Annotated in this window: 17 protein-coding genes and 1 tRNA gene; 10 read left to right on the top strand and 8 right to left on the bottom strand. The window is 70.7% G+C overall.

Annotated elements, in window-relative coordinates:
- Positions 1–132 precede the first annotated feature (132 nt).
- Positions 133–1,590, top strand: coding sequence for a hypothetical protein (locus tag AZE13_RS09935; protein ID WP_066929563.1), 1,458 nt, complete (start codon positions 133–135; stop codon positions 1,588–1,590).
- Positions 1,591–1,625: 35 nt separating this feature from the next.
- On the opposite strand, the gene AZE13_RS09930 is transcribed toward AZE13_RS09935, so the two are convergent.
- Positions 1,626–2,954, bottom strand: a complete 1,329-nt coding sequence (locus AZE13_RS09930) for a serine/threonine-protein kinase (protein WP_066929157.1) — start codon at positions 2,952–2,954, stop codon at positions 1,626–1,628.
- Positions 2,955–3,065: 111 nt separating this feature from the next.
- Positions 3,066–3,614: a helix-turn-helix domain-containing protein gene (locus tag AZE13_RS09925; RefSeq protein WP_066929155.1), complete on the bottom strand. Its 549-nt coding sequence runs from the start codon at positions 3,612–3,614 to the stop codon at positions 3,066–3,068.
- A gap of 126 nt (positions 3,615–3,740) precedes the next feature.
- Here AZE13_RS09925 and AZE13_RS09920 point away from each other — a divergent pair.
- Positions 3,741–3,813: transfer RNA gene (locus AZE13_RS09920), tRNA-Ala, on the top strand.
- 36 nt (positions 3,814–3,849) lie between these two features.
- Here AZE13_RS09920 and AZE13_RS09915 read toward each other — a convergent pair.
- The 5 genes from AZE13_RS09915 to AZE13_RS09895 form a co-directional block, all read right to left on the bottom strand.
- Positions 3,850–4,914: a sensor histidine kinase gene (locus AZE13_RS09915; RefSeq protein WP_066929153.1), complete on the bottom strand. Its 1,065-nt coding sequence runs from the start codon at positions 4,912–4,914 to the stop codon at positions 3,850–3,852.
- A 296-nt stretch (positions 4,915–5,210) separates the two neighbouring features.
- Positions 5,211–5,843: a response regulator gene (locus AZE13_RS09910; protein ID WP_066929151.1), complete on the bottom strand. Its 633-nt coding sequence runs from the start codon at positions 5,841–5,843 to the stop codon at positions 5,211–5,213.
- A 710-nt stretch (positions 5,844–6,553) separates the two neighbouring features.
- Entirely contained in the window at positions 6,554–8,272 is a 1,719-nt protein-coding gene (locus AZE13_RS09905) for a hypothetical protein (protein WP_181690300.1), read from the bottom strand.
- Positions 8,273–8,274: 2 nt separating this feature from the next.
- Positions 8,275–8,964 (bottom strand): ABC transporter ATP-binding protein, encoded by a 690-nt coding sequence (locus tag AZE13_RS09900; RefSeq protein ID WP_309302179.1) that lies wholly within the window; start codon positions 8,962–8,964, stop codon positions 8,275–8,277.
- 157 nt (positions 8,965–9,121) lie between these two features.
- A complete protein-coding gene (locus AZE13_RS09895) occupies positions 9,122–9,838 on the bottom strand; it encodes a DUF5324 family protein (RefSeq protein ID WP_066929145.1) in 717 nt (238 codons plus the stop codon).
- A gap of 395 nt (positions 9,839–10,233) precedes the next feature.
- Here AZE13_RS09895 and AZE13_RS09890 point away from each other — a divergent pair, with 395 nt between their 5' ends.
- Entirely contained in the window at positions 10,234–10,767 is a 534-nt protein-coding gene (locus AZE13_RS09890; protein ID WP_066929143.1) for a peptidylprolyl isomerase, read from the top strand.
- A 202-nt stretch (positions 10,768–10,969) separates the two neighbouring features.
- Positions 10,970–11,890 (top strand): rhomboid family intramembrane serine protease, encoded by a 921-nt coding sequence (locus AZE13_RS09885; RefSeq protein ID WP_066929141.1) that lies wholly within the window; start codon positions 10,970–10,972, stop codon positions 11,888–11,890.
- Positions 11,891–12,199: 309 nt separating this feature from the next.
- On the opposite strand, the gene crgA is transcribed toward AZE13_RS09885, so the two are convergent.
- Complete coding sequence (crgA, locus tag AZE13_RS09880; RefSeq protein ID WP_066929139.1) at positions 12,200–12,454, bottom strand: cell division protein CrgA; 255 nt, start codon at positions 12,452–12,454, stop codon at positions 12,200–12,202.
- Between the two features lie 179 nt (positions 12,455–12,633).
- On the opposite strand from crgA, the gene AZE13_RS09875 reads away from it, so the two are divergent.
- The 6 genes from AZE13_RS09875 to AZE13_RS09855 all read left to right on the top strand — a co-directional run bounded on the left by AZE13_RS09875 (position 12,634) and on the right by AZE13_RS09855 (position 17,510).
- Positions 12,634–13,407 carry a DUF881 domain-containing protein gene (locus AZE13_RS09875; RefSeq protein WP_066929137.1) on the top strand — a complete coding sequence of 258 codons (774 nt, stop codon included), beginning with the start codon at positions 12,634–12,636 and terminating at the stop codon, positions 13,405–13,407.
- Positions 13,408–13,488: 81 nt separating this feature from the next.
- Positions 13,489–14,277, top strand: coding sequence for a class E sortase (locus AZE13_RS09870; protein ID WP_066929134.1), 789 nt, complete (start codon positions 13,489–13,491; stop codon positions 14,275–14,277).
- Between the two features lie 80 nt (positions 14,278–14,357).
- Complete coding sequence (locus tag AZE13_RS36800; protein WP_181690299.1) at positions 14,358–14,534, top strand: hypothetical protein; 177 nt, start codon at positions 14,358–14,360, stop codon at positions 14,532–14,534.
- Positions 14,531–15,187: an aminodeoxychorismate/anthranilate synthase component II gene (locus tag AZE13_RS09865; RefSeq protein WP_066929132.1), complete on the top strand. Its 657-nt coding sequence runs from the start codon at positions 14,531–14,533 to the stop codon at positions 15,185–15,187. Before AZE13_RS36800 ends, AZE13_RS09865 begins: the two co-directional genes overlap by 4 nt.
- Complete coding sequence (locus tag AZE13_RS09860) at positions 15,184–16,740, top strand: class E sortase (RefSeq protein WP_066929130.1); 1,557 nt, start codon at positions 15,184–15,186, stop codon at positions 16,738–16,740. The genes AZE13_RS09865 and AZE13_RS09860 overlap by 4 nt, the downstream gene beginning before the upstream one ends.
- Positions 16,741–16,766: 26 nt before the next feature.
- Complete coding sequence (locus AZE13_RS09855; protein ID WP_066929128.1) at positions 16,767–17,510, top strand: class E sortase; 744 nt, start codon at positions 16,767–16,769, stop codon at positions 17,508–17,510.
- Positions 17,511–17,589: the final 79 nt, after the last annotated feature.

Genomic DNA, 17,589 nt, shown 5'->3' with positions numbered 1-17,589 from the left:
GCAGGCGGCCGATGGGTCGCCCGGCGGGGCTATCGCCGGCCCTCAGGTCCGCTGTACACCTGCTGCTGCCGAAGGCAATGCGGATCCGAGGAGGGGTGGGTCATGGTGACGGGGCGTCTGATGGCTCGGGCCATGTTTCACGTGAAACATGGCCGCGGGGCGGTCACCGTACTGGCGGTGCTCGGTGCGGTGGCGCTGCTGCCCGGGACGGTGGGCACGGCCTCGGCCGACACCATTCCCGCCTACCGGATGGCGGACGGCGCCACAGCGGTCAAGGGCACGCCCGGAGCCGACGACGCCCCGCAGCTCCATCCCGGTCTGCACACCGACGCCATCCGGCGAGGTGAGCAGAAGCATTACGCGGTCACCCTGGACGACCGGCACAGCGCGTACTTCTCGGTGGTCGCCGCTCCCCTCCCCGGCACGAAGGTCGAGGACTACAAGGACGAGCTCACCATCAGCGTCCAGAACCACGAGGGCCGGACCTGTAGCGCGGACGCGTCGCCGACCTTCAACGGTGGCGGTATGGCGTACCCCATCGCCGACTACGCCACCCGTCGCATCGGCGCCGACCGTACGAGTTGCCAGCAGGCCGGCCCGTACCACGTCGTGGTCACCCGGAAGGGAGCGGTGACGTCCGGGCCCGGCACCTGGCCGATCGAGCTGGACTACGTCAACGAACCGCTGCTCAAAGGCAGCGCCCCCGCCCGGCCGGGCAAGGGCACCTGGAGCACCGTGGCGCCGCCCGCCCCACGTACCGGTACCACCCGGCGCACCGTCGCAGGCGGCACGGGCTTCAACGACGCCGGCTCGGTCGGCCCCGGAGTCTGGAAGGACCACATCAGGCCGGGCGAGACCCGCTTCTACCGCGTACCCGTGGACTGGGGCCAGCGCCTCAACCTGAGCGCCGACGTGTCCCACGCCCCGTCCACCTCATCCTCCCGACCCTCCGCATCCTCCCGCCCCTCCTCGCCTACGTCGCCCTCCTCGCCCCGTTCTGCCGCCTCGTCCGCCTTCATCACCGACGCACTCGGGCTGAGTGTCTACAACCCGGCACGAGGCGCGGTCAGCACCGACCGCTTCGTCGCCTACAGGGGGAAGCAGGCCACCGCCAGGAAGTTCACGGCGCCCGTCGACTACGGCAACCGCTTCCACCCGAGCCACTCGGTCAGTGCGATGCGGTTCGCCGGCTGGTACTACCTCGAGGTCAGCCTGCACCCCGACACCGCGCGGTACTTCCCCGACGGCACCGATCTCACGCTGGGGGTGGACGTCCGTGGCACCGCCAAGCCCGGACCCGGCTACGCCGAACCGGCCGGCATCTTCTCCGTCACGCCCGAGGACCGGGAGACGGCACGCGACGGCCGGACCGCTCAGGAAGCGGAACGGAGCGGCACTCTGACGACGGTGGGCTACGCCGGGATCGGCACCGGTGCGGCGCTGCTGGTGGGCCTGGGAGCGTGGACTCTGCTGGCGCGGCGGTCCGCGTCGCCGGGCCCACCGGGCCGGCGGGGCGGGCAGCGCGACCGAGGTGAGCCGGGGCAACAGGGCGAACAGCACCAGCGGTTCGGGCCGCCCCAGGGCTGGTAGCGGGCGTACCGGCGGCGCCCGGCCGGCAGCGGGCGTCAGGCCGAGAGCAGCGCCCAGACCCCGATCGCGATGCACAACAGCGCCACGATCAGCACCGGGACCGCGACCTTCGGGGGCGGTCCCGGTCTTCTGAGCGGAGCGGGCGGTGTGGGCGGTGCGGCGACCGGGAAGGCGAGGGCCCCCTCGGCCGCCGGCCGCTGCCCGGGGACCGGGTGCGGGCCCGCTGTGTAGGGACGGGTCGCGGGGCTCTGCGGCCGGACGCCGGTCGTCGGCTCGTATGCGGGCACCGGGGGCGGAGGCGGGGCCGGTACGGGCATCGGCATCGGCATGGGAGCAGGCGCCGGGGTGGGGGTGGGCGTCGGCGGAGTGCCCGGCTCCGGAGGCGCGGGAGGGAAGCTGCCGGAGCCCCACACGGAGCCGTGCCCGGCGGCAGCGGCGGCCGCCCCGTGGGCCGGGGGCCTGGGCGGTGGGTCCGGCTCCGCGCCCCTCAGCGGCCCGTCCGGCCCGTACCCGGCCGGCAGCGGACCGATGTGGTCGAAGACCTCGACGACCTCCTCCTCGATCGTCGCCTCCGGCAGCAGCTCGGCCGCCGACAGCACCGCCTTACGCGCCCCCGTGGCTGTCTTGAACCGGCAGTCCGGGTTCGGGTGCACCAGGGACGCCAGCACCTGCCACAGCGGCTCCGGTATGCCCTCGGGCGCGTCGGGGACGCCGTGTTCGAAGTGCCCGATCAACGCATCGGGGTCCGGCTTGACCCCGGTGAGCAGGTAGATCGCCACCAGACCGACCGCGAAGAGGTCCGCGGGGAAGTCCGGTTCGGCGCCGAACATCTGCTCCGGGGCGAAGTAACCGGGCGTTCCCACCACATAGTTGGCCTCGGTGAGCCGCGGCTCGCCCTTGCGCATCGCGATGCCGAAGTCCGAGAGCCGCAGATGCGGTCGGCCGGTGCCGGTGGCCTTGAGGAGCAGGTTCGCCGGCTTGATGTCGCGGTGCACCACCCCCTCCGCGTGCACCGCGGTCAGCCCCGCCAGCAGCTGGTCCAGCAGCGTGCACACGAACCGCGGCGGCAGCGGCCCGTAGTCGCCGCTGAGATGGGCCAGCGAGCCGCCGTTCACCAGATCCATGGTGAACAGCACCTTGTCGTCGTCGGCGGCCCAGCTCATCGGGGCCAGCACATGGGGATGGTCGATCCGCAGTGCCTGTTCGCGGACGAAGCGCAACAGCGTGTGCGCATCGCTCTGCTGAAGCACCTTGGCCGCCACATAGCGGCGTCGCCGGTGGTCCCAGGCGCGCCATACGGCTCCCACCCCGCCCCGCCCGATCGGGTCGATCAGCTCATACCGGCCGGCGAAGATCTCACCCATCGCGCCCCGTCCGCCCCCTGAACTCGAAACGTCCCCTGCGGCCCGGCCCGCCGTGGCGCCGAGGCCGACGGGCCCCGACCCCTCGGACCGTCCCTCGCGCCTGCCGGGGCACTAGCTCTGATGCGCCTCGTAGTGAGCGACCGCGTCCGCGGTACGGCCGGCACCGTAGACCCTGAGGAACTCTGCCAGTTCGGGGTGCGTGGCGGCGAGGGTGTGGGAAGCGTCGATGATGTCCCCGGCGTCCGAGACCGACCGCAGCAGCGACTGGATCTCACGGACCACGCGCCGCACCGTGGTCGCCCCCGTCGACGACGTCTGCTGTGCGGTGTTGTTGAGCACCGAGCCGCCCGCCGTCTTCTTGATCTCTTCCATGCGCTCGGTGGCCTCGGCGGCGCTGACACTGCCGTCCGAGACCTGACCGGCCAGCTCCTGCAGCGCCTGGACCCGCTGCACCACGGCCGGGTTGCCTATCTTTGCGCGCTGTCCGCTCATCAGCTGCGAGAGCATCGGCGCGGACAGCCCGAGCACGGCGGCCAGCCGGGCCTGGTTGAGCCCGAGGTCGTCGATGAGACGGCGGAACAGCGCGCCCAGCGGCTCCCCGTACCAACTGCGCTGCAGCTCCCGGGCCCGCGCGGTGGCTTCCTGCTGTGCTGCGTCCATGCCGTCTCCCCACTCTCCCCATCGCTTCGCTGCCGCGAATCTCGCGAAGCATCCTACGGAGAGCCGGGGTGTGCGGCGATACCCGGTCGGGAAAGCACGCGGACACCAGGTACCCTGGTCCGCGAAGGGGCCTTAGCTCAGTTGGTAGAGCGCTGTCTTTGCATGGCAGATGTCAGGGGTTCGACTCCCCTAGGCTCCACCCTTCAAAAGCTCCTCTGACCTGGGAAAGTGCAGGTCAGAGGAGCTTTTTTCGTGCTTGGGGAGGTTGGCCGGGGGCTTCGGGGCGGCGCGGTTCCCGGGGGAGGACGGCTCGGACGACGGTTCCCAGGCCGGTGCCCGGGGACAGGACCGAGAGCGTGCCGCCGTACGCCTCGCAACGCCAGTGCATGCCCGGAATCCCGTAGCCCGACTCGATCAGCCGCGAGTTCCGCGGAATGCCGCGTCCGTCGTCGGCGACGGTGACACCCACGTAGCCGCGCCGGTAGGCCAGGGTCACTCTGGTGTGCCCGGCGTCCGCGTGTTTCACCACGTTGCTGAGGGACTCCTGGACGATGCGGTAGGCGGTCTGGGCCACCCCGTCGTCGGGCTTCGGTTCGTCGAGAGTGTCCCCCTGTACGTGCACGCGTACCGTCAGTCCGCTGTCGGCGGCCACGCGGTCGGCGAGTGAACGGACTGTCGCGGTCAGGCCCGTTCCGCGCAGGGCCACCGGGTGCAGGCTGGCGATGACGCCGCGCAGCACGGCTTCCTGCTCGTCGAGCCTGCGTACCGCCAGATCGACGGCCTCGTACCAGGCATGGGGATCCTCCTTGGCCCGGGCCGCGTCGAGCTGTCGCCGGGTCAGCGCGAGGAGTTGCAGCACCTCGTCGTGCAACTCCCCTGCCATCAGCGTGGCGTAGTGCTCCTGGCCGACGATGAGCGCCTGGAGCTTCTCCCGTTCGAGCCGGGTTTTCGGCCTGGACCAGACCACCACTGAGCACAAGGCTCCCGCCAGCAGGAACGCGAGGATCAGATGCCCGACCCGGGCGGACAGCCGGGGGCTCAGCGCGACGACCGTGAAGCTGCCGGACACCAGGACCAGCAGCCAGCGGACCTGGGGCGCGGTCCCGAGGGGGAGGACCAGCCCCCCGATGGCGGAGACCACGGCCATCGCCGCCACGGTGCGGTACGGCAGCGGTTCGAGTTCGAAGAACTCCGTGGCGTAGGTGGCCGTACCGAGCGCGATCAGTCCCAGGCACAGCGCGCGGGCGAGGCCCAGGGTCTGCAGCCGGCCCAGCACGGTCCGTGCGGTGCTTCCGCCCATCGGCTGCCTCCCCTTTCAGGAATTCACGCGTGAATCACATGCAAATGCGTGCACTCCCTCATATGCCTGCCCTTACCATCCGACGCACGGCAGTCTTTGTCAACTACACGGAATTTATCCCCCAAAACGCCCAAATTGCCGGTGGATAACTTCTGGCGGACGTTCAGGTGAAGCGCGCGGAGATATTCGGTGCGCTCGGGCGGAAAGCGGTCGCGGGTGGTGGGTGCGGTACGGAATTCGATAGGCGGCATCCGGTAATCGGTAACTTCGAAAACCATTTTCGTCGCCGGGGGAATTCATACCTGGGCGGAGTGGTGCCGCCGGGCGTAGGCGACGAGATCCGCTCTGGTGGCGAGGCCCAGCCGGGTACGCAGGGCGGCTCTGACGCTCTCGACCGTACGGACGCTGACCGCCAGCCGTTTCGCCACCTCGCGGTTGGTGTGGCCGTCGGCCAGAAGGCCGAGAACCTGCCGCTCCCGCAAGGGGAGTTCTTGCTCCCGTAGCACGGCGTGCGCCAGCCCGACTCCCAGTGACGGCTGCACATACTTCCCGCCGGCCGCCACTGTCCTCGCCGCCGCGACGAGTTCGGAAACCGGCGTGCTCTTCAGCAGATAGCCCGATGCGCCGGCGGACAATGCCGCGCGGACGAGTGCGGGTTCCGCGTACATGCTCTGCACCAGAATCCGTACCCCGGGCGCGGCCGCCAGAAGGCCGGGAATCGCGTCGAGTGCCGATCCGGACTCCAGCCGCATGTCCAGCATCAGCAGATCGGGGTGCTGATGAACCACGACGGCGAGCGCGGTGCGTGTGCAGGCGGCCTCTCCCACTACGGCGAAGCCCTCCGGCTCCAGGAGTGTCCGGGTCCCGGCGCGCACGGTCGGATGGTCGTCGACCAGGACCACACGTACGGGTCGTAGTGGTTCGTCCATCGTTCAGTGCCTCTCCAGAAGTCGCGGGAAAACGCCACCGCCCGCAACCCCCTCACGGGGGTGATCACGATCCGACGGTCCGGCCCGGTTTGTCAACCAACGGCAGTCATAACGGGTAATGGGGCGGTCATTTCTCTCCGAGAAGAATCAACATTCAACTGTCTGCGGATAACCCGCAAGAACGTTGCGGACTTGTGCGGATGCACCGCGCCAACCGTGCCGGAGACGATCAGTTCGTCACTGAAACGCACCGGTGCTCACGCGGAAAGAAAGGTATCCGGAGATGCTTTCCAGCCTCCTTCAGCTCGCCTCCACGCTCCTGTCCGACCTCGTCAAGTGGGGCATCAGCTAAATCCCGAACGCGACGGGTAACGGCCCGGCACGCGAGCATGACCTTCCTGCCACCCGGGCGGCAGGAAGGTGCTCCCGGGCGTGGTTCCCGTCATCGGCGGTCAAGTACCCGCATTCATAAGGCACTTCTCAGGGAGAAGGGAAGAAGGGAAGAAGGGAAGAAGGGGAGGAGGTGTGAGGACGTGGACAAGTGGGTCAACCTCGCGGTGACACTGTTCGGCGATGCCCTCAAGTGGTTTCTGAGCTGACGTCGCGCACAAGAGCAACGGGGTCGCGCACAAGAACAACGGGAACGTGACGAACGTGAGGGGCGGCGGGGAACAGCGGTTCCCTGCCCGCCTTCCCGGCCCACCCGGGGCTCATCCCCGGTGCAGCCGGTGCGCGGTCCGTCGTCCCCACCACAGGCCACCGGCCCCGAGCGCCAACTGCCAGGCCAGCTGCGGGACTCCGTACGCTCCGCCGCCCGCCACGCCCACGGCGACGGGCGCCGTCAGCGCGAGAGCGGCCAGTGGGCCGCGCAGGTACCACACGGTGGTCTGGAGCGGTGCGGTGTTGCCCATCGGGGTGGTGACACCGACGAGCATGGACAGCGGCACGCTGCCCCGGTACGCGCTGACCAGCGCCGCGGCCACGAGTGCGGGCACGGCCGCGATCAGTACCAGCGTCCCGGGCCGCGCCCAGCCGCCCAGCAGGCACACCCCGGCACCCGCCCCCAGCCCCGCCAGCAGCAGGGCGGCCGGTACCAGCGCGTGCCGCAGCGCCAGCGCCCCCGGCGTGCAGCGCAGGCCGGCCGAGCGCCGCGGGTCGTCGCTCTCCAGCCGTGCGGGCTCGGCGAGTTGGGCCGCTGCGAGGTAGGCGGCGGCGAGCCCGCCGAGCGCGGCGAAGGACCGGGCGTTGCCGTGGACGTCCGGGGCGAGCGCGGTGAGGACCACCGCGAGCGCGGTCCACACGGCGGCCCAGACCAGCCGTCCGGGCGCGCGCAGCAGCCCCGTGGCGTCCCGCCATGGAATGAGCAGCCACGGGCGGCGCGGCATGGGCAGCCGCAGCGCGGGACGTGCGCCGCGCTCCCGCAGCGTGGGGATACCCGCCCTGGCCTGCCGTAGGTCCAGCGCGAGCAGCGACGCGCCCAGCCGCGCGGCCGTCGTCGCCCGGAGGCGCAGCGCGTCCTGGGAGATGTCCGGCGTCGCCCGCCGGGCGAGCAGCAGCGCGGCCGCCGTGCAGCCGGCCGAGAGCACGGCACCTGCCCACCACCAAGGCGCCGCTGGTGTGTTCTGCGGCCCCACCGCGGCGACCAGCGGCTGTGCCGACCAGCCCCACGGCCCCGACCACAGGTATGCCTGGCCGAGCCAGGAGGGCAGCCCCCGTACCGCCGACACCGCTGTGACGGCGAGGAGCGCGGCGGCTATTCCCCAGGCGGCGCGGAACAGCCGCGCCCCGTGCCGGGCCAGGAAGCGGTCGTGGCGTTCGACGAGCGCGCCCGCGGCGGTGCCGGTGAGCGCGGTGGTCACCCCCGCCCAGGCACCCGCCGCCACGGCGACCGGCCAGGCCTCGGTACCCGATGCGGAGAGCAGGAATCCGGCCACGCCGCCCGCCCCCGCGCCGGCCAGCCCCGCGAGCAGCGCGGCCGAGGTCAGCCGGGGCAGCAGGAGCGGCGCCCGCAGCAACGGTGTGGACAACAGCCAGGAGAGGGTGGGCAGGTCCAGCAGCACGGGGCCGCGCCATACCGCTCCGCGTGCCATGACCAGGGCCACCAGCAGAGTCAGGGTCGGGACGGCCACCGGCAGGGCGGCCGGCAGACATGCCGTCGACGCGGCGAGCGGCCCTTGGACGCACCCCGCCTGGGCGCCTCCGGAGTGGGCGCTTCCGGAGTAGGCGCCTCCCGCCCGGGCGGCGGTGACCAGCAGCGGGATGCCCCAGCCGGCGCTCACCAGCGCGATGCCGTAGAGCATCAGCGCCGCGCTCTTGCGCTTGCGTGCACGGAACGCGCTCCGGATCCCGTGCAGATATGCCAGCGTTTCGGCGGTCTGCCGACCGGTGTCGTCGGTGCATCGACCCGGCCGGCGGGGTGCGGGGAACAAGGTCAACAGCCGCTGCCCGTCGGGGAGATCGCCGCCTCCGCCGGGGACAGCAGCCCACCGTCCATCACGTACACCCGGTCGGCCACCGCGCTGAGCACATCGTGGTGCGTGGCGAGCAGGACGGCGGCCCCGCCGTCACGGTGCGCGGCGAGCCGGTCCGCCAGTTCCTGCCGGGCGTGGACGTCGAGCCGCTGCTCGGGCTCGTCCAGGATGAGCAGGTCGTGCGGGCGTACGAACGCCGCCGACAGCGCCAGCGCCTGGAGCTGCCCCGACGACAGCGCGGAGGGCAGGACGTCGGCGTGGCCGGCCAGGTGGTGCTCCTCCAGTACGTCGGCCACCGCTGCCTCGGCAGCGGCGCCGAGCCCGTGGGACAACGCCATCAGCATGAGGTGCTCGTGCACCGTCAGGTCGGGGTAGTGCGCCCCGGTGTCCATCACTGTCGCGATGCGCGTCCGGGCGGCCGGTGTGTCCTCGTCGAGCGGCTCGTCGCCGAACAGTACGGAACCGGCCGTCGGCCGTTCCCTGCCGCAGGCCAGGCGCAGCAGAGTCGATTTGCCGGATCCGTTGTCGCCCCTGAGGGCCACGATCTCTCCCGGTGCGACCTCCAGTGTCACCGAGCGCAGCACATCGCTGTCTCCGTAGCTGCGGCTGACGTCGGCCAGGCGCAGCAGCGCGCTCCTGCCAGGGCTCACCGGACTCACCGAAACCTCCCCCCGGAGCCAGGGATGTCCCCGGTCGTCACACAGTCGCCGCAGCCGTCACGTGGACCCTACAAGAATCATTCAGGAATGATTTCGGGGGAGCGGGCAGGGGCCGGGGCCCATGGCGTCGGCCGGCCTCGTGGTCGCGTCAGGCCGTGGTCCCGCCGCCGCGTTCGCCGGAGTCCGGCTCGGACTGCTGGGATCCGTTTTGGGTGTCGGGGGCGGCGCCCTGGCTGCCGTCGACGGCGCTGAGCCGGCGTTCGCCGACCTCGGTGGGGGCCGGTGGCTCGACCAACCAGTCGGGGTTGGCCTGCTTGTCCCACCACTTCCAGGCGGCGACCGCCCCGCCGGCCAGGACACCCAGGACGGCGAGGCGCTTGGCGAGCCTGCCGCACTTGGCCCGGCGGCAGTGCTTCTTGTGGAGCCTGGCGATCTCGGCGGTCGTCACCTGACCACGGAGGGCGGCGAGCGCGGCGCTGCCACGGGCGAGCGCTTCCTCGCGCACCGGCTCGGCCACGGCCCGGGCGCTGCTCACCGCGTGCTCCAGCCTGGGCGCGGTGTACTCGGCCGCGTGCCGGGCCGCATGGCGGGTACGGCAGGCCGCCCGGGTCGCCGCGGCGTCGACCTTGGGCGGCAGTGCGCCACGGGCGTGCTCGATACGTGGATGCAGCCGCGCGTCGTACTGCGCACGGGCCTGGTGGGCGGCTTCCGCCACCTTCGGCGCCATGCGGCTACGGGCCTCATGGGCGTAGTGCACGGCGGCGTCCCTGGCCGTACCGGCATACGGAGCCACCACCTCCGCGGCGTGCCGCACGCTGTCCTTGGCCGTACCGGTCGCGGCGCGCACGCTGTCCTTGCGGGTCACGGGATCCTCCTCCTCGGTGGCGTGTCCGGGGCCTGGGGGATTGGTGCCACAGGTCTGCTGTGCCGCCTGTCCACCCGTTTGGAGATCATGCCCGGTCGCAGCGCGTACGGCATGCGTGGGCGGGCATATGGGTCATCAGGGATATTCCGCGATATTTCTGGTACTTGACCGTGTCCTGGACGGCCGTAGGAACGGCTGCGTGACGGTGGTGCGGGCAGCGGTGTGGGCTGCTCCGGGGCAGTGCGGTGGACAGCGGCGTGGCGGCCGGTGCCGCGGTTCGTCGTTCCGGCCAGAAATCAGTGCGAAGGTTCCGGTGCCGGTGGTGGCCGGGCGACGGCCGGAGGAGTCCATGCGAGGATCGGGGTCCGTCAGCGAAGACTTATGGAAGGTTGATCGTGGCTGAGCAGCTCTACGCCACCCTGAAGACGAACCAGGGCGACATCGAGATTCGGCTTCTGCCGAACCACGCACCGACGACGGTGAAGAACTTCGTCGAGCTCGCCAAGGGCGAGCGCGAGTGGACCCACCCGGCGACCGGTAAGAAGTCCACGGACAAGCTGTACGACGGCACGGTTTTCCACCGTGTGATCAGCGGTTTCATGATCCAGGGCGGTGACCCGCTGGGCAACGGTACCGGCGGTCCGGGCTACGAGTTCAAGGACGAGTTCCACCCGGACCTGAGCTTCAACAAGCCGTACCTGCTGGCCATGGCCAACGCCGGCCCGGGCACCAACGGCTCGCAGTTCTTCATCACCGTCGCGCCGACCGCGTGGCTGACCGGCAAGCACACCATCTTCGGTGAGGTCACCACCGACGCGGGCAAGAAGGTCGTGGATGCCATCGCCGCCACCCAGACCAACCCGCGCACCGACCGTCCGGTGAACGACGTCGTCATCGAGTCGGTGGTCGTCGAGACCCGCGAGGGCTGAGCCGTCCTGTTCCCCGGAGCACTCCGGGGAACCATTGCGCCCCGCCCGGTCGTATAGCAGGAGGCGGGGCGCGAAGCTCGTCGAGGGGCGGTCGCCGGGAGACGGGCGGGCGGGGCGCGGTGCTTGCTCAAGGGCACGCGAAACGTGTCGCGGGCGGCAGTGGACGTCCGGCGTCCGGACGCTGATGAGGACGAGGGGATCGATGGACGACCAGGTGCCAGGCAGCCCGCAGGAGCCGCGGAACGTGCGGGGCGAGGACGGCCTGCCGGGCTGTTACCGCCACCCCGGCCGGCGGACCGGCATCAGCTGTACGCGCTGCGAACGGCCGATCTGCCCCGAGTGCATGGTGAGCGCCTCGGTCGGCTTCCAGTGCCCGGACTGCGTACGCGGGGGCAGCGGCACCGGCCATGCGCCGCAAGCGACGGTGCCGCGCACGATCGCCGGCGGCACCATCGCGGCCGACCCCCGGCTGGTCACCAAGATCCTGCTGGGCATCAACGCCGCCGTGTTCATCGCCGTCCTGGCGACCGGTGCGAGCACCAGCCCGCTGATCAGCCACCTCGACATGCTGGGGCGCGCCTTCGACCCCGGCAGCCTTCAGCTGGTCGGGGTCGCCGAGGGTGAGTGGTACCGCCTGCTCACCGCGGTGTTCCTGCACCAGGAGATCCCGCATATCGCGTTCAACATGCTCTCGCTGTGGTGGCTGGGGCCGCCCCTGGAGGCGGCGCTCGGCCGGGCGCGGTTCATCGCGCTGTACCTGATCGCCGGTCTGGGGGGCAGCGCCCTGTCCTACCTCCTCGCCGCGCAGAACCAGCCCTCGCTGGGCGCCTCCGGCGCGATCTTCGGGCTGCTGGGCGCCACCGCGGTGCTGCTGCGGCGGATGAACTACGACATGAAGCCGGTACTGATCCTGCTCGGCCTCAACCTGGTCTTCACCTTCCTGTGGCCGCACATCGCCTGGCAGGCCCATGTCGGCGGGCTCGTCGTGGGCGCCGCGGTGGCGTTCGGGATGGTGCATGCGCCGCGGGACCGCCGGACGCTGGTGCAGACCGGCACCTGCGCGGTGGCGCTGCTCGCCATCGGCGCGGTGGTGTGGGTACGGACCCTTCAGCTGCTGGGCTGAGGGCCCGTCCGCTCGGACAGCATCGTCCCCTGTGCGGATCGAGGGCCCCTTTGAGGGACCGTTCCGTCTCGTTGTCCACAATGCGTGGCCGATCTTGTGCATGCTGTGCGGAACTCCCCTCCCCGGACGGCTCCGACCGGTGTTTCCGCTGGAAGAGCAGGGGAGGGAGGAGTGCTGCGAGTGGGTGCAGCCGATCACACCGGCGTCAACCTCCGGAAGGTTATCCACAGATCTTCTGAAGTTTTCCCCGACTGTGGATAACTGTGTGGATGGTCTTGGGCAAGGCTTGCCCCGCGCCCGCCGGATGCCCTATTTCCACTGAGTGGAGACGCCGAAGCCCACCGCGATGAAGCCGAAGCCGCAGACGATGTTCCAGTTGCCCAGGGCCGCGATCGGCAGGTCACCCTCCGACACGTAGAACATCACGATCCACACGAGCCCGATCAGGAACATCGCCAGCATCAGCGGCGCCACCCAGCCACGACCTGAGCTCATCTTCAGGTTGGTGGTCTTCGCTGGCGGCGGCGTGAAGTCGTCCTTCTTGCGGATCCGTGACTTCGGCACGAGGAACTCTCCTGTCGATGTGCTGCTCCCACCCTCGACGGCGCGCGCGGCCGGGGGGTCCGGCCGCTCGGGGGGAGGTACGAGGTGCGCCCCGGCTGCGGACGCGGTGGGGAGCGGACTCCTTACCCGGGCGTCCGTTAGCGTAGTCCTTCCGCGGCGTCGTAAGGAGTAAGGGTACGTTGAGCAATTCCGCCGACTCCCCCGGCCGCCCGGTCCGTGCCCGTCTGCGGCCCGCACGGCTCCTCACCCTGGCCGTCTTCGCCCTCGCCGGGATGCTGTTCTGGGTCAGCTTCGACACCGCACGCGGCACCAATCTGCGCTCCGACGACTCCATGCTCCGGCTCTCCGACCTCATCCAGGAGCGCAGCCAGAAGAACGGCGTCCAGAACGACCGCAACGCCACGCTGCGCGAGGAGGTCGACGCCCTCGCACAGCGCGACAACCGCGGCTCCAAGGCCGAGGAGGCCAAGCTCGAGGCCCTGGAGAAGAGTGCCGGTACCGAGCCGCTGTCCGGCCAGGGCGTGACGGTCACGCTCACCGATGCCCCGCCGAACGCCACCGCCAAGATTCCCGGGGTGCCCGAGCCGCAGCCCAACGACCTGGTCATCCACCAGCAGGATCTCCAGGCCGTGGTGAACGCCCTGTGGCAGGGCGGCGCCAAGGGCATCAAGGTCATGGACCAGCGGCTGATCTCCACCAGCGCGGTGCGCTGCGTCGGCAACACCCTGATCCTCCAGGGCCGGGTCTACTCCCCGCCGTACCAGGTCACCGCGGTCGGCGACCGCGAAGCCCTGAACCACGCGCTCACCGCCTCCCCCGCGATCCAGAACTATCTGCAGTACGTGAACGCCTACGGATTGGGCTGGAAAGTCGACCAGCACGAGGCGGTGACTCTTCCCGGCTACTCCGGCACAGTGGACCTCCACGACGCACAGCCTGTCCGGCGGCCGTAGGGCCTGTCCGAGCCCGTGGGCCGCGGGGCGGCGGGAGGGGCGCGGATGTCGCTGCTGAGCCGGAGGCCGTCACGGGGGCGGATGGCGCCGCGGGGCCGGACGGTGGTGCGGTGGACCGTACGGACGCTCAGCGAGGTCTGCGTCACCACCGGCGCGCTGCTTCTCCTCTTCGTCGGCTACCTCGTCTTCTGGACCGGCCTGCAGGCCGACAGCGCGATGGACGGTGAGATCGACAGGCTCCGGCAGCGGTGGTCGGCCGGGCCGACCACCGCCCCCGATGCCGAGCCGGGCCCGGACAGCAGGCCCATCCCCGGCGGCAGCACCGCGTCGCCCGGATCTCCCGGGTCTCCCCCATCCCCCGGGTCTCCTCCCGGGCCGTCCGCTCCGTCCCGCCGCTACGAACCCGGCGCGTCCTTCGCCGTCATGTACATCCCCAGGTTCGGGGCGGACTGGGCCAAGCCCGTCCTGGAAGGAACCGCGACCGATGACCTCAAGCGCGGCCTCGGGCACTACGACCGCACCGGGCGGCTCGGCGGGACCGGCAACTTCGCCGTCGCCGGCCACCGCCGCACCTACGGCGACCCGTTCAAGGACTTCCCGCGCCTCCGCCCGGGCGACGCCGTGGTGCTGACCGACGGGGCGACCTGGTTCACCTACCGCATCGACAAGCGTCCCTATACCACGCTTCCGGGTGATATCGGGGTGATCGACCCGATACCGAGGAAATCCGGCTTCACCGGCCCGGGACGCTATCTCACCCTGACCACATGCGAGCCGGAGTGGGGTCACAGTCACCGGCTGGTCGTCTGGGCACACCTCGATGCCACCCAACCCGTGTCACAGGGAAGGCCGCCCGCTTTGACCGGCTGACCCACCGGGCCCGCCCTCGCCCCGTACTCTGGTGTCGCAATCGACATCGTCATCGGCATCGGCAAGGGGACAGCGACAGCATGTACGGCTGGATCTGGCGGCATCTGCCGGGCAACACATGGGTGAAGACGCTGATTTCAGTCGTGCTCGTGCTGGCGGTGGTCTTCGTACTCTTCCAGTACGTCTTTCCGTGGGCGGAGCCGCTGCTCCCCTTCAATGACGTCACGGTCGACCAAGGGATGGCAGCTCTCCGATGACCGCACGCATTCTCGTCGTCGACAACTACGACAGCTTCGTCTTCAACCTCGTCCAGTACCTGTACCAGCTGGGCGCCGAGTGTGAGGTGCTGCGCAACGACGAGGTCGCGCCGCGGCACGCTCAGGACAGCTTCGACGGGGTGCTCCTGTCGCCCGGCCCCGGGACGCCCGAGCAGGCCGGTGTCTGCGTCGAGATGGTCCGGCACTGCGCGGACACCGGTATCCCGGTCTTCGGCGTGTGTCTGGGCATGCAGTCGATGGCCGTGGCGTACGGCGGTGTGGTGGACCGGGCGCCCGAGCTGCTGCACGGCAAGACCTCGCTCGTCGCCCATGAGGGCGCCGGGGTCTTCGCCGGCCTGCCCTCCCCCTTCACCGCCACCCGGTACCACTCCCTGGCCGTCGAGCCGGACACCGTCCCCGACGAACTGGCCGTCACCGCCTGGACGGAGGCCGAGGACGCTCCCGGCGGGCGGATCGTCATGGGCCTGCGGCACCGCGAACTCCCCGTCGAAGGCGTGCAGTTCCACCCCGAGTCGGTGCTGACGGAGTGGGGGCACCGGATGCTGGCCAACTGGCTCGTCGAGTGCGGCGACAAGGGAGCTGTGGAGCGTTCGACGGGGCTCGCCCCGGTGGTCGGCAAGGCCGGCGCATGACTGCCCTGCGCCCTGAGCGTGGCGGGAGACCCTACGACCCGTACGAGCCGGGGCGGCAGTACGGGTCCCAGGATCCGTACGGCCGACCGGACCCGCACGGCCGGCCCGATGCGTTCGAGGCCGCGGTGGAGCAGCTCGACGACCCGCTGAACGATCCGCTGCCGGGCCAGGCGACGCCGACGGCCGACCGGCCCGCCCGGCAGCCCGCGCACCGTCGCCCCGACCGGCCCTCGCCTCGTCCGCTCGACCGTCCGGTGGCCGGCCCGTCCGCCCGGCCGATGACCAGCCCGCTCGACGAACCGGGCCGCGGGCGCCGACGGGGAAAGCCGGCCGACGAGGGCCTGTCCCATGGCTCGCCGTGGTTCCGCCCCCGCCAGGAGCCGGAGCGGCCCGCCCCGCCTCGTCAGGTGCCCTCGGGGCCCCGGCCGGTATCGCCCCCGGCCGTCTCGCCCGTCCCTCCCCCCTCCGTCTCGTCCTCGGCGCCGGTCGAGTCGAAACCCGCACTCTCCGCGCCCTCTGCACCCTCTGTGCCTTCGCCCTGGCCGGACGATGACGAGACCATGGCGCTGCGGCAGGCCGAGAAGCGGCGCGCGGGCGATGTTTCACGTGAAACGCGTGCAGCCGACGTGGCCGTTTCACGTGGAACCAGCGCGGCTGACGCGACCGTTTCACGTGAAACAGCGACTTCGGTGCCGGCGCTGGCGACCGGGGGCCGTGCGGCGCGCCGTAAGGCCGCTCAGGAGGCCGCCAAGCGCAACGGGCGGCGCGCACGTCACAACGGTGCGGCCGGTACCTCCGCGTCCGCTGCCGCGGCTTCCCCGTCGGCGTCGGCCCCCATGTCCCGCGTGGAGGCCCGGAGGGCCGCACGTGCCGCCAAGGACAGCCCGAGCCTGATCGTCAGCCGGGCGCTGGGCGAGGTGTTCATCACCCTCGGCGTGCTGATGCTGTTGTTCGTCACGTACCAGCTGTGGTGGACGAACGTACGCGCCGAGCAGGAGGCGGGTGGCGCCGCCAACACCCTGCAGCACGAGTGGGACAAGGGCGGCGGGGAGAAGAAGAATCTCGCGGCCGGTGAGCGCTTCGGGATCATGTACATCCCGAAGCTGGACGTGAAGGCACCCATCGCCGAGGGCATCGCCAAGAAATCGGTGCTGGACCACGGCATGATCGGGCACTACGACAAGGTCAGCGGCCTCAAGACGGCGATGCCCTGGGACAAGAAGGGAAACTTCGCGGTCGCGGGCCATCGCAACACCCACGGCGAGCCGTTCCGCTACATCAACCGGCTCACCAAGGGCGACAAGATCATCGTTGAGACGCAGAGCACGTACTACACGTACGAAATGGAGAGCATCCTCCCGCAGACGTCTCCCGGCAATGTCAGCGTGCTCGACCCCGTACCGCGCGGCTCGGGATTCACCGGCCCGGGCCGCTACCTCACCCTGACCACCTGTACGCCGGAGTTCACCAGTACCTTTCGGATGATCGTCTGGGGCAAGATGGTCGACGAGCGGCCGCGGAGCAAGGGCAAACCGGAAGCGCTCGGCGGCTGAGTACAGGACAAGAGGGGTGCTACGCGGTGACAGCAACCGGAACCGAAGGGGAATGCGACCGGTCCGCGCCGCCACCCACGCCGCGCCGGGTACGCAGGGCCATTGCCGCCGTCATCAGCGTCATCGGCGAGCTGTTGATCACGGCGGGCCTGATCATGGGCCTCTTCGTCGCCTACTCGCTGTGGTGGACCAACGTCCTCGCCGACCGTGCGGCGCACCGGCAGAGTGACGAGATCCGCAAGCACTGGGCGAGCAGCAAGCCCGACAAGAAGCCGGAGGAGTTCGACAGCAAGGACGGCATCGGCTTCCTGCACGTACCGGCGATGACCAGTGGTGAGGTGCTGGTCAAGAAGGGCACCAGCGCCGGGGTCCTCAACGCGGGGGTGGCCGGCTACTACACCAAGCCGGTCAAGTCGGCCCTGCCGAACGACAAGAAGGGCAACTTCTCGCTGGCCGCGCACCGCGACGGCCACGGCGCCAAGTTCCACAACATCGACAAACTCAAGGACGGCGACCCGGTCGTCTTCGAGACCAAGGACACCTGGTACGTCTACAAGGTCTTCGCGACGCTGCCGGAGACCTCGAAGTACAACGTGGGCGTACTCGACGAGATCCCCGAGGGCTCCGGCAAGGACCGGGCCGGCCGCTACATCACCCTGACGACCTGCACCCCGGTCTACACCTCGACCTACCGCTACATCGTCTGGGGCGAACTGGTCCGCACCGAGAAGGTCGACGCGGACCGCACCCCGCCGAAGGAGCTGCGCTAGGGCCAAGGAGCCGCGCTGGACGCCGCCCGGCGCCCCGTACGCCTCCGGCAGAAGCCGCACACGACAGAGCCCCGGCCCC

Source organism: Streptomyces sp. NBRC 110611 (assembly GCF_001590865.1).
GTDB lineage: Bacteria > Actinomycetota > Actinomycetes > Streptomycetales > Streptomycetaceae > Streptomyces.
The sequence above is the reverse complement of the archived record's forward strand: the minus strand, read 5'-3'. Positions and strand labels throughout refer to the sequence as shown.

Coding starts and splice junctions, on each gene's coding strand:
- AZE13_RS09870 (WP_066929134.1), top strand. CDS start 13,489: ATGGCGCCGCGGGGCCGGACGGTGGTGCGGTGGACCGTACGGACGCTC.
- AZE13_RS09910 (WP_066929151.1), bottom strand. CDS start 5,843: ATGGACGAACCACTACGACCCGTACGTGTGGTCCTGGTCGACGACCAT.
- AZE13_RS09865 (WP_066929132.1), top strand. CDS start 14,531: ATGACCGCACGCATTCTCGTCGTCGACAACTACGACAGCTTCGTCTTC.
- AZE13_RS09935 (WP_066929563.1), top strand. CDS start 133: ATGTTTCACGTGAAACATGGCCGCGGGGCGGTCACCGTACTGGCGGTG.
- AZE13_RS09915 (WP_066929153.1), bottom strand. CDS start 4,914: ATGGGCGGAAGCACCGCACGGACCGTGCTGGGCCGGCTGCAGACCCTG.
- AZE13_RS09885 (WP_066929141.1), top strand. CDS start 10,970: ATGGACGACCAGGTGCCAGGCAGCCCGCAGGAGCCGCGGAACGTGCGG.
- AZE13_RS36800 (WP_181690299.1), top strand. CDS start 14,358: ATGTACGGCTGGATCTGGCGGCATCTGCCGGGCAACACATGGGTGAAG.
- AZE13_RS09925 (WP_066929155.1), bottom strand. CDS start 3,614: ATGGACGCAGCACAGCAGGAAGCCACCGCGCGGGCCCGGGAGCTGCAG.
- AZE13_RS09860 (WP_066929130.1), top strand. CDS start 15,184: ATGACTGCCCTGCGCCCTGAGCGTGGCGGGAGACCCTACGACCCGTAC.
- AZE13_RS09930 (WP_066929157.1), bottom strand. CDS start 2,954: ATGGGTGAGATCTTCGCCGGCCGGTATGAGCTGATCGACCCGATCGGG.